Source organism: Lacticaseibacillus saniviri JCM 17471 = DSM 24301 (genome assembly GCF_001311785.1).
In the GTDB taxonomy this organism is placed as follows: Bacteria; Bacillota; Bacilli; order Lactobacillales; family Lactobacillaceae; genus Lacticaseibacillus; species Lacticaseibacillus saniviri.
This window is the reverse complement of record NZ_BBBX01000001.1, coordinates 84301-96070: the sequence shown is the minus strand read 5'-3', so window position 1 is coordinate 96070 and position 11770 is coordinate 84301. Positions and strand designations below refer to the sequence as shown.

At 52.5% G+C, this 11770-nt stretch carries 6 protein-coding genes and 3 pseudogenes; 1 reads left to right on the top strand and 8 read right to left on the bottom strand.

Translation table 11 applies throughout. From position 1 onward, the window contains the following. Window positions 1-31: 31 nt before the first annotated feature. Window positions 32-1717, top strand: a complete 1686-nt coding sequence (locus tag JCM17471_RS00490; RefSeq protein ID WP_054776444.1) for an NFACT RNA binding domain-containing protein — start codon at window positions 32-34, stop codon at window positions 1715-1717. A gap of 72 nt (window positions 1718-1789) precedes the next feature. On the opposite strand, the gene pyrE is transcribed toward JCM17471_RS00490, so the two are convergent. The 8 genes and pseudogenes from pyrE to JCM17471_RS00450 form a co-directional block, all read right to left on the bottom strand. Further along, the gene (gene pyrE / locus JCM17471_RS00485) at window positions 1790-2419 is read right to left on the bottom strand and encodes an orotate phosphoribosyltransferase (RefSeq protein WP_054776443.1); all 630 of its coding nucleotides are present in this window, start codon (window positions 2417-2419) and stop codon (window positions 1790-1792) included. A gap of 3 nt (window positions 2420-2422) precedes the next feature. Beyond that, window positions 2423-3129 (bottom strand): annotated as a pseudogene (pyrF, locus tag JCM17471_RS00480) (orotidine-5'-phosphate decarboxylase). Continuing rightward, window positions 3130-3996 (bottom strand): dihydroorotate dehydrogenase, encoded by an 867-nt coding sequence (locus tag JCM17471_RS00475; RefSeq protein WP_054776442.1) that lies wholly within the window; start codon window positions 3994-3996, stop codon window positions 3130-3132. 24 nt (window positions 3997-4020) lie between these two features. Beyond that, window positions 4021-7203 (bottom strand): carbamoyl-phosphate synthase large subunit, encoded by a 3183-nt coding sequence (carB, locus tag JCM17471_RS00470; RefSeq protein ID WP_054776441.1) that lies wholly within the window; start codon window positions 7201-7203, stop codon window positions 4021-4023. Next, entirely contained in the window at window positions 7196-8281 is a 1086-nt protein-coding gene (locus JCM17471_RS00465; RefSeq protein ID WP_054776440.1) for a carbamoyl phosphate synthase small subunit, read from the bottom strand. Before JCM17471_RS00465 ends, carB begins: the two co-directional genes overlap by 8 nt. Window position 8282: 1 nt before the next feature. Continuing rightward, a complete protein-coding gene (gene pyrC, locus JCM17471_RS00460; RefSeq protein WP_054776439.1) occupies window positions 8283-9545 on the bottom strand; it encodes a dihydroorotase in 1263 nt (420 codons plus the stop codon). 53 nt (window positions 9546-9598) lie between these two features. Then, window positions 9599-10480 (bottom strand): annotated as a pseudogene (locus tag JCM17471_RS00455) (aspartate carbamoyltransferase catalytic subunit); the annotation flags it as partial. Continuing rightward, window positions 10464-11770: pseudogene (locus tag JCM17471_RS00450) on the bottom strand (uracil-xanthine permease family protein). The pseudogenes JCM17471_RS00455 and JCM17471_RS00450, both read right to left, overlap by 17 nt.

Genomic DNA, 11770 nt, shown 5'->3' with positions numbered 1-11770 from the left:
GGACTCTTTACGAAAAGAAAGCAGGTGCATCATGGCTTTTGATGGTATCTTTACGCATGTCATGACTCAAGAATTACGCACACAACTTCTAGGTGGCCGGGTTCAAAAGATTCATCAACCCTACCCCAATGAAGTGATCCTCACTATTCGCGCTAACCGCAAGAATTGGCCGCTGTTATTATCGGCTCATCCGCAATATGCGCGTGTCCAGATTACTCAGATTCCCTATGCGAATCCTGATGTCGCGACTAATTTTGCAATGACGCTGCGCAAGTATCTGGCCGCAGCGAGCTTAGAACGCATTGAACAAGTTGATAACGATCGGGTCTTGCATATGGACTTTGCGACCCGTGATGAATTGGGCGATGACCTGTCGTTGCGCTTAGTGGTTGAAATCATGGGTCGTCACAGTAATATCACACTGGTTAATTTGGCAACGGGCAAAATCTTAGATCTGATTCGCCACGTACCAGCCGATCAGAACCGTTACCGGTTATTGATGCCCGGGGCAACGTATGTGAATCCCCCAGCACAGGAACAAGCCAATCCATTCACAGCAGAAGTCCCCAGTGACTTTCCTGATGACTTGAAGGAACGCACACGATTCCTTCAGCAACACTATCAAGGACTCGCCAAAGATTCTGCAACCGAACTCGCGACGCGTTTGAATCAGGGTGCGAGTGGCTGGCATCAATTCTTTGCTGAGATTGCCACACCAGAACCCACCATCACCACCGGTAACAGTGTCAGCTTTACCGCCATTCCTTATCAGAGTTTGACAGGCACGACGAGCCAGTTCACGACGTTGAGCGAACTGCTCGATGCCTTCTATGTACAAAAGGCCGAACACGATCGCGTGCAACAACAAGGTGGTCAGTTGATTCGCGTCCTGAGAAACGAAATCGATAAGGATAAGAAGAAGCAGCAGAAGTTGCAACAAACGCTGCAGGCATCTGACAAGGCCGACAGTTATCGAATTAAAGGTGATATCCTCACCACCTACCTGGCACAGATTAAGCGTGGGATGACTGAAATCACCCTGCCAAACTTCTATGATGATGAGCAACCGATTAAGATTAGCTTGTCCAATCAGCTCTCCCCTTCACAGAATGCGCAGAAGTATTTTACCAAGTACCAAAAACTGCGTAACTCGGTCGCCTATGTCAACGACCAGATGGCAAAGAACCAGGCCGAATTGGATTATCTGGAAGGCATCGCCGCTCAAATTGAGATTGCCAACCCCAAGGATATCGAAGACATTCGTCTTGAGTTACAGGATAGTGGCTATCTGAAGCGCCAAAAGCGCGGTAAGAAACCTGCGAAGCGGCCTAAGTTGGCCAAACCCGATCTGTTTTACGCCAGTGATGGCACCCGCATCTGGGTCGGTAAGAATAACCTACAAAACGATCAGTTGACCTTAAAGACGGCAAAGAAGACCGATATCTGGCTTCATGCCAAGGACATCCCGGGTTCACACGTCATTATCGACAGCGATCACCCATCGGATAAGACACTGACCGAGGCAGCGATGTTAGCGGCCTACTTCTCTAAGAATCGTAATGGCGCTAACGTGCAGGTCGATTACATTCAGGTCAAGAAGATTCGCAAGCCAAATGGTGCCAAGCCTGGGTTTGTGGTCTATGAAGGCCAGCAGACCATCGCGGTCACACCTGAAGTGAGTCTGGTTGAAAAGCTGCGCAATCCACCCACGATGTAGTTGTTAACCAATAAAAAGCGTTGTAACATCTCCCATTAACGGGGTGTTACAACGCTTTTTTGTCTGCTGGGCTTAGCCCCAGTGATGCGGATCTTCACGCCAGCTAGCGAGTAAGTCGAGTTGTGCATCATTGATGGTCCCTTGCTCACGGGCCACCTGAATCAAGGTGCGGTAATTGGTGAGCGTGAGGAACGGCAGCTTGGCCGCTTCAAAGTTTGCCACGTTATCGGGTAACTCATACGTGAAAATGGCAGCCACACCGAGCACATCCGCCCCTTCTTTGCTTGCGGCCTTAGCGGCTTCAAGAACGGACCCACCAGTGGATAACAGGTCATCGATCAAGACAACCTTTTGGCCTGGCTGCAAGGGGCCTTCAATTTGATTGCCCTGACCGTGGTCCTTTGGCTTACTGCGCACATAGATCATCGGCAGATTGAGTAAGCTAGCGACGAGCGCAGCGTGCGGAATCCCGGCTGTGGCGACACCGCCGATGACTTCAACGTCTGGGTACGTCGTGATGATACGGCTCGCTAGGCCCGCGGCAATGCGACTGCGCACGGCAGGATAGCCGATGGTGACGCGATTATCGGTATAGATGGGGCTTTTGATGCCACTGGCCCATGTGAATGGTGTATCCGGTTGTAAGCTCACCGCACCGATGTTCAGTAGGTCTGCCGCAATTTGTTGTTCAAGGGATGTCATAGGTTACCTCCACTGTTGCAAAATTTGTTGATAAGCCGCTGGTGCATCCGCCGCTTGGGTAATGGGCCGGCCCACGACGATTGCCGAGCTCCCCAAAGATTTGGCCTGGTCTGGCGTGGTAACGCGAACCTGGTCGCCCACCGCACTATTTTGTGGGCGAATCCCTGGCGTGACGATGAGAAAATCATCGGCGACTTCTTCGCTAATCGCTGGCGCTTCAAGTGCTGAGGCAACGACGCCATCTGCCCCTGATGTTTCAGCGAGTGAAGCGAGATGTTTCACCGATGCCATGACTGTGCCCTCAATGCCGAGTTCGTCATTCAGAACGGCTTGGCTGGTTGAGGTGAGTTGCGTAATAGCGAGTAGCTTGGCCGGTTTGACGCCTGCTTGCTTGGCACCTTCAATGAGTCCGCGTTTAGCCGCCTCAATCATGGCACTGCCGCCCGCTGCGTGCACCGTGGTCAATTGCACCCCTAATCGGCCGATTTGAATCGCGGCACGTTCAACGGTATGAGGAATATCGTGTAACTTGAGGTCTAAAAAATATCAAGCTGGCGATTGCGCCGTAAGCTTGCCAGACTCTTGGGTCCTTCACCATAGAACAGTTCCATGCCGATTTTGACCATCAAGGGTTCATCAACCGGAAACTGGTCCAAAAAGGCTTCGGTTTCGCTGAGGGTTTGAAAATCTAACGCAATAATCGGTAACAATTAAGACACCTTCCTTTGTTGCAATGCGAGTTCTTCCGCAATGGCCGGAATGGCACGCTCACGGTAATAGTTAGCGGAACCCACGGCGACCGCATCCGCTCCTGCCAGCATCATTTCATAGGCATCTTGGCCGGAATTGACGCCGCCCATTCCGATAATCGGTAAATCAGTCATCTGGCGCACCTGATAGACGGCATTTAACGCAATTGGCAAGATGGCAGGTCCCGATAAGCCACCCGTGATGTGACCCAAAATGGGGTCGCCGGTCTTGAGATCAAAGCGCATCGCCATTAGCGTGTTAATCATGGATAGGCCATCCGCACCACCAGCAATCACGGCTTGAGCGATGGTCACCAAACTGGTCACATTGGGTGACAGCTTCACATAGATTGGGACCTTGCTGACACGTTTAACGGCGCGCGTGACGCGTTCCGCCTGCTCGGGATCGATACCAAAGCTCATGCCACCGCGTTCAACGTTTGGACACGAAATATTCACTTCAATCGCGGCCACGTGTGGTTGTTGACTGATGGTTTGGGCCAATTGCTGGTACTCTGCCACAGATTCACCCGCAATGCTGACAATGATGGGTAATTCTGGATAATGTGTCGCTAGCCACGGGAGTTTGTCGTCGATGACCGCCTGCATGCCCGGATTGGTCAACCCAACCGCATTGAGCGTGCTGGCTGGCCCGTCGGCATAAATGGTGCCACTGTTACCGGTTTTGGGTGCAAGAGTGGTCGATTTGGTGACCAGTGCTCCCAGTTGGTTCAAGTCGTACTGCTTGGTATAGCCTTGACCGTAACCGAATGTGCCGCTGGCTGGCATCAATGGGTTTTTCATCGTGAGTCCGGGTAAGTGAATCATGCATGCAACCTCCTTGTGTGGGTGTTAGATACTCTGTGTGGTAAAAGCGCGCGATTCTAAGACCTTCAGAATCGCATCGGCGGTATCCAGACTCGTCATCAGTGGCACACCGTGGTCGATGGCAGCTTGGCGAATCTTGAGACCGTCGTGTGCCGCGCCTTGGTTGGTGGTCATCGTGTTGATGACTAGACTGAGTTTGCGATCGGCAATCGCATCTGGAATCGCGTTTTGATTGGTGCCTTCACCCAACTTGCTGATTGGTGTGACTTGGATGCCGTTATCAGCAAACGTTTCGGCGGTGCCGGCAGTCGCAACAATGCGATAACCGATCTCACGGAACCGCTTGGCCAGGCCGACTGCTTCTGCCTTGTCCGGATCAGCGATGGTGAAGAGCACGGTGCCGTATGCAGGTAAATGGGTATGTGCGGCTTCAAAAGCTTTGTAGAGTGCCTTGGCGAGTGTTTGGTCACTCCCCATGACTTCCCCGGTTGATTTCATCTCAGGGCCCAGGACACTATCGACCTTGGCGAGCTTTGAGAAACTGAAGACTGGTGCTTTGACGTGGACACCGCTGGCATTGGGCATCAACCCCGTGTGGTAGCCCAAGTCGGTTAAGTCACTGCCCAAGATGGCCTGCGTGGCTAATTGGGCCATTGGAATCCCGGTGACCTTACTCAAGAATGGCACGGTTCGACTGGCACGTGGGTTCACTTCAATCACGTACACCTGGTCGTGATTGATAATGAATTGAATGTTCATCATCCCCACACAGTTGAGCGCATGCGCGAGTGCGATGGTGTATTCGGTGATTTGGTCGATAATCTCTGGCGCAAAATCTTGTGGTGGGTACACGGCCATCGAATCGCCACTGTGAATGCCGGCGCGTTCGATGTGGGCCATAATCCCTGGAATAACGACGGTGTTGCCATCAGAAATCGCATCGACCTCACATTCGTTGCCGACCAGGTACTGATCGATTAACACGGGGTGGTCATTTGAGACCGACACCGCACGGTCGATGTAGTTGGCGAGTTCGGATTCGCTGTTGACAATTTCCATCGCTCGACCACCTAAGACGTAACTCGGCCGCACCAGCACGGGATAACCCAGGTCGTTAGCGATGGCAATGGCTTCTTTCTTGTTGGTTGCCGTTGCACCTTTTGGTTGTGGAATCTTGAGTTCCTTGATGACTTGGTCAAACAAGTCACGATCTTCGGCCCGATCCAGGTCTTCTACCTGCGTTCCCAAGACCTTAATGCCGCGCTTAGCCAGTGGTTCAGCCAAATTAATGGCGGTTTGGCCACCGAACTGAACGATGACACCGATGGGTTGTTCAACATCAATGACATTCAGCACATCTTCCAGTGTGAGTGGTTCAAAGTACAGTTTGTCAGAAATTGAGAAGTCGGTTGAGACCGTTTCTGGGTTACTGTTCATGATAATGGCTTCAAAACCCGCCTTTTGAATCGCTTGCACACTGTGGACGGTGGCGTAGTCGAATTCGACCCCCTGGCCGATACGAATGGGGCCAGATCCGATGACGAGCACACTGGGACGACCACTGCGCGTGCTTTCTGTGGTCTTCTCATAAGTGCTGTAAAAATATGGTGTGGTGGATTCAAATTCACCCGCACAGGTATCGACCATCTTGTAGGTTGGGACCAGATCGATTTCTTGGCGCATCTGGCGCACTTGATCCGGTAGAATGTCCCAGCGCTCGGCAATGGTTTGATCGGCAAAGCCGTTGCGTTTGGCAATCGCCAACATGTCGAGGTCACCCTTGTTAGCGGCGAGCTCCGTTTCAATCTCGGTGATATGTTTGATTTTGTCTAGGAAGAATGGATTGATGCGGGATAATTCCGCAAGTTCTTCAATCGTGAAGCCGCGGCGCAAGACCTCAGCCAAGTAGAACAAGCGGTCATCGTTGGGCTGAATAATCTGGTCCGTCAGTTCATCGTCGCTGACACTTTGATATTCAGGCCGTTCCAGATGAATCACGCCAACTTCCAGTGAGCGGACCGCTTTGAGTAAGGATTCCTCAATGGTGCGCCCAATGGCCATGACTTCCCCGGTGGCCTTCATCTGTGTGCCGAGTTTCCGGTCACCGGATTCAAACTTATCGAATGGGAAGCGTGGCAACTTCGCCACGACATAATCCAACATGGGTTCGAATTCAGCGAAGGTGGTTTGCGTGATTGGATTCTTGATTTCATCGAGGGTCAATCCCACCGCAATCTTGGCCGCCATCTTCGCGATTGGATACCCCGTTGCCTTAGAGGCCAGCGCACTGGAGCGAGACACCCGCGGGTTCACTTCAATCACATAGTAGTTAAAGCTGTCGGGATCAAGGGCTAACTGAACGTTACAGCCCCCTTCGATTTTGAGGGCGCGGATGATTTTGAGTGCCGCATCCCGCAGACTCTGTACTTCCTTATCGGTCAGTGTTTGGACAGGCGCGAACACGATCGAGTCCCCGGTGTGGACACCGACGGGATCAAAGTTTTCCATGTTGCAGACCACAATCGCGTTATCGTTCTTATCGCGCATCACTTCAAATTCGATTTCCTTGAAGCCTGCAATCGAGCGCTCGATTAGAACCTGTGTCACTGGGGAGAGATCCAAGCCGGCTGCGGCGATTTCATCCAGAGCTGCTGGATTCTTGGCAATCCCGCCACCGGTACCGCCCATGGTGAACGCGGGACGCACAATTACTGGGTAACCGATGCTATCCGCAAAAGCGTGGGCTTCGGCCAAATTATGCGCGATGGTTGATTCGGGAATCGGTTCACCCAAGGCATTCATGAGGTTTTTGAACAATTCTCGGTCTTCGGCTTGATCGATGGCTTCGAGCTTGGTGCCGAGTAACTGAATGTCGAGTTCTTCAAGAATGCCGCTGTTTGCGAGTTCCATCGCGAGATTGAGCCCGATTTGGCCACCGATTGTCGGCAGAATCGCATCAGGGAGTTCTTTGCGCAGAATTTGGCTGACAAATTCGCGGGTTAAGGGCTCGATATAGACCTCATCGGCAATCTCGGTATCAGTCATGATGGTGGCCGGGTTGGAATTCACCAACACCACTTCATAGCCTTCTTCCTTCAGTGCCAGGCAGGCTTGCGTGCCCGAATAGTCGAACTCGGCGGCTTGGCCGATCACGATGGGACCAGATCCGATGACCAAAATCTTATGAATATCTGTGCGTTTAGGCATGCTGCTCCCCCTTTGCGGATTGTGCGTCCATCATCTCGATGAATTCGTCAAATAAATGGTTGGCATCGTGTGGACCAGGCGCTGCATCGGGATGGTACTGCACGGAAAATGCTGGATACAGCCGATGCCGCAATCCTTCAACAGTGTGGTCATTGATTTCTTCATGGGTGACTAATAAGGTGTCTGGATTAATTGAATCAGGGTCAACCGCATAGCCGTGGTTTTGACTGGTAAAATCGATGCGACCCGTTGCGATTTCGCGCACGGGGTGATTAAAGCCACGGTGGCCGAAACGCATTTTGAAGGTATCGGCGCCATTGGCGAGGGCAAACAGTTGATGACCCAAGCAGATGCCAAACAGTGGAATCTTACCCTGGATACCGCGAATCATGGTGAGTGCTTCAGGCACGTCCTTGGGATCCCCAGGGCCGTTACTCAACATCACTCCATCCGGATTGAGGTCCAGAATCTCTTCAGCGGTCGTCGTGTAGGGCATCACGGTCAGATTACAGTTTCGATTACCCAGTTCGCGTAGGATACTGTGCTTGAGTCCGAAGTCGATGACCACCACATTATGGCCGGTAGCTGGTGCCGGATACGGTTGGCTGGTCGAGACTTGTTGGACTTGATTCTTGGGCAGGACCAGTGCTTTCAATTGGTCAAAGGCGTGATCATCCGCCGCGTCAACAATGCTGGCCTTCATCGTGCCGTGGTCGCGCAAGATTTTGGTCAGTGCGCGCGTGTCGATGCCAGAGATGCCGGGGATGTTCTTGCGCTTCAAGAATTCATCGAGACTCATCTGTGCGCGCCAGTTGCCTGGAATGCGAGCGACTTCCCGGACGACAACGCCCTTTGTCGTCGGATTGATACTCTCGTAGTCATCGCGGTTGATGCCGGCGTTGCCAATCAGTGGGTAAGTAAACGTGATGATTTGGCCGTTATAACTTTGGTCGGTAATGGTTTCTTGGTAGCCGCTCATCCCGGTGTTGAACACAATTTCGCCAGTCGTGATGGTTGGTGCGCCGAAGCCCTCACCTGCAAATACACTGCCGTCTTCTAAAATCAGATAACGTTTCATGTCAGTCCTCCGTTTGATAAGCGATGTGCCCGGCAACAATCGTGGTATGCACCATACCCGTGACCGTCTGGCCGATGAAGGGACTGTTGGTGCCCTTTGAATACCAAGTGGTTGGGTCGATTGTTGTCTGCTTGTTCAGGTCCAATAAGGTGATGTCGGCAACTTGGCCAACACTTAGCTCACCGGCATTGAGGTGAAAAGCGCGGGCGGGATTGCCACTCATTTTGTCGATTAAGGTGGTTAAAGGCATGATGCCTGGCACCACCAGATGGGTATGTAGCAAGCTGAAGGCTGTTTCGAGACCGACAATGCCGAATGCGGCAGTCGCCATGGAACCACTCTTTTCAGCTTGAGTGTGTGGTGCGTGATCGGTTGCAATCATATCGAGGGTGCCGTCCAGCAAGCCGATAATTAAGGCGTTGCGATCTTCTGGTGAGCGTAATGGCGGATTCATTTTGAACATCGGATCATCGCGCAGAATCATGCTGTCATCCAGGAGGAGATGATGCGGTGAGACTTCCGCGGTGACGTTAACCCCCGCAGCCTTGGCGTGCCGAATCAGTTCGACACTCTGGCGGGTTGAGATGTGACAAGCGTGATAGTGGACCCCAGTCGAAGCAGCCAGCTGTAAGTCGCGGGCCAACTGACTGGACTCACTCTCGTTGCTGATGCCCGGTAGTCCTAATTTGGTTGCTGTGGGCCCAGCATTGATGACGCCGTGATTGACCAGTGATTCGTCTTCGATGTGCGCGGCAATCGGTGCATTGACCTTTGCTGCATCCTGCATGGCTTGCAACATCGTTTGGGCGTCTTGCACACCCTTCCCATCATTTGAGAAGCCCAGCGCACCGAGTTGTTTGAGCGCGGTGAAGTCCACTAAGTCAGTTGTCGTGAGTGCTTTGGTCATGGGTGCAAACTGTTCGATGTGCACCACCCCGTCTGTGCGATTCTTGTCGAGTAACTGCTTGAGGTCGTTGATATTATCGGGCACCGGGTCGAGGTTTGGCATGGCAACCACTGTGGTATACCCGCCGTGTGCTGCGGCCTGACTCCCGGTTTTGATGGTTTCCTTACGGGTGAATCCGGGTTCTCTGAAGTGCACATGGACATCGATGAAGCCGGGTGCAGCCGTTAAGCCGGTGCCATCAATGACCTGGTCGTCTTGAACAGCTAGGTCATGGCCGATGCGAGCGATGCGACCGTCGACAATCTGCATGTCGCTGGGGTGATTTTCTCCGACGCGGGTGATGTTTTTAATAAGCATATCGAAACCTCCTGAGTGTGATCCTTAGGCGTTGTGTTGCGCTTGGATGATTTTTCAAGCATGGCCATGCGCATATAGACGCCGTTATGCATCTGGGTAAAAATCTTCGACTGCGGCCCTGTGACCAGTGCACTCGCCAATTCAACATCGCGATTGACGGGTGCCGGGTGCATGATGATGGCTTCTGGTTTGAGTTGAGCGGCACGCGCTTCAGTGATGCCGTATTGGCGGTGGTAGTCAGCCTTGGCGAAGGACTCACGTTCGACATCATCGAACCGTTCTAACTGGACGCGCAGTAACATCAAGACATCGACTTGCGGTAGCAGTTCATCGAGGCCGACAAAGTTCCCGAAGCTTGCGAAACTATCATCGTACCAGGCAGCTGGTCCAGAGAAACTCACACTTGCGCCGAGTTGCGTGAGCAGTGCCGCATCCGAGCGGGCCACGCGTGAGTGTGAGATGTCGCCGACGATCCCGACGCGCAAGCCTTCAAAGTGGCCGAACGTTTCGTGAATGGTCATGAGATCAAGCATCATCTGTGATGGATGTTGGCCAGCACCGTCACCGGCGTTCACAATCGCGGTATCGCTGATGGTCATCAGATCGCGGTAGTAGTCAGCTTGCGGATGGCGCATCACGGCGATGTTGATGCCAATGGCATTTAATGTGCGAATCGTGTCTTCAAGTGTTTCACCCTTTTGCACCGAGCTGTGGGTGGGATCAAAACTGATGACCTTGAGGCCTAAGCGTTGTTCAGCCACCTCAAAACTGGTGTGCGTCCGGGTGCTGGGTTCAAAGAAGAGATTGCTGACGTATACGTCCGGATAACTTGCTGTCGCCCCTGCTTTGAATGCTTCAGCGCGGGCAATCAGTTCATTGGCCGTTTGGTTATCGACTTGGTCTGCGCTGACAAAATGCTTAAAGGTCACCGTCATTGGCCTCCTCTTCGTTAGCAGCGTGGGCTGGTAAGATGAAGTTCATCGCAATCCCAATCACGGTCGCTAAAGCAAGACCAGAGAAGCTGTAACCGGCAAATTGCAAGCTGGCGTTCCCAATCCCGATAACCAAGATGGTGGACGCAATCATTAAGTTCCGCTTCTTATTGAAGTCGATTTGGTTGTCGATTAAGACCCGAAGTCCGTTTGAGGCAATCACCCCGAACAAGAGGAAGCTGATGCCGCCGATAACAGGCCCTGGAATCGTGTGAATGAGTGCTGATAACTTGCCGACAAAGGCGAAGATGACAGCGAAGAATGCGGCACCGCCCAAGACGTACACACTGTGGACCTTAGTCATGGCAAGGACACCGATGTTTTCACCGTAACTGGTGATTGGTGGGCCACCGACTAAGCTGGCAAATACGGATGCGGTCCCGTCACCGGCCAGTGTGTGGTTCAAGCCAGGATCTTTGAAGAAGTTCCGATTGGTTAACTTGTCTAAGACCATGATGTGACCCATGTGCTCGGTCATGGTGACAAAGGCCAGTGGTGCCATGGATAGAATGGCGCCCCAGTAAATGCCCGGTTTGTAGGTGACGAATGGAATTTGGAAGTTAGGCAGCGCAAACCACTTGGCCTGCATCACCGGTGTGAAATCGATAATGCCGAAGAACAGCGCCACAATGTAGCCTGTGATAATGCCTAATAAGATGGGTAGCAAACTGATGAATTTCTTCAGATACATATTGTAGATAATGGTTGCGGCCAGCGTAATCATCGCCACCGCGAAGTAGCGCAGGTCATACACGCTCTTAGTGGCTGATACGGTCCGCATGGTGGCATCGGTTGTGGCTGTGCCGGCAAGACTCAGCCCGATGACCATGACGATGGGGCCAACCACAACTGGTGGCAAGGCGCGGTCGATCCAGGCGCTTCCGGCGAAGTTGACGATGAGGGCCACAATCAGGTACACAATCCCGACGGCAAGGTGCCTTGCGCGATGGCGGGATAACCGGCGCCCTTCATCAGTGCCTGCATGATGGTGATGAAGGAGAAACTTGAGCCCATGTAAGCCGGAATTTTACCCTTGGTAATCAGAATGTAGAGTAAGGTCCCAACTCCGCTTGAAAACAGCGCGATACTTGGGTCCAGGCCAACCAGGATGGGAACCAAGACCGTGGAACCGAACATGGCAAATAAGTGCTGAATGGATAAGCCCACCCATTGTCCGAATTTGGGTTTATCTTGAATATCTAAAACTGCGTCGTCGTTATGATATTGCGTCAT

Bases quoted from the DNA above. Each gene is read 5' to 3' on its own strand.
- JCM17471_RS00475 (WP_054776442.1), bottom strand. From the start codon at position 3,996: ATGATTCACTTACCCGGACTCACGATGAAAAACCCATTGATGCCAGCC.
- JCM17471_RS00465 (WP_054776440.1), bottom strand. From the start codon at position 8,281: ATGAAACGTTATCTGATTTTAGAAGACGGCAGTGTATTTGCAGGTGAG.
- pyrE (WP_054776443.1), bottom strand. From the start codon at position 2,419: ATGACATCCCTTGAACAACAAATTGCGGCAGACCTACTGAACATCGGT.
- carB (WP_054776441.1), bottom strand. From the start codon at position 7,203: ATGCCTAAACGCACAGATATTCATAAGATTTTGGTCATCGGATCTGGT.
- pyrC (WP_054776439.1), bottom strand. From the start codon at position 9,545: ATGCTTATTAAAAACATCACCCGCGTCGGAGAAAATCACCCCAGCGAC.
- JCM17471_RS00490 (WP_054776444.1), top strand. From the start codon at position 32: ATGGCTTTTGATGGTATCTTTACGCATGTCATGACTCAAGAATTACGC.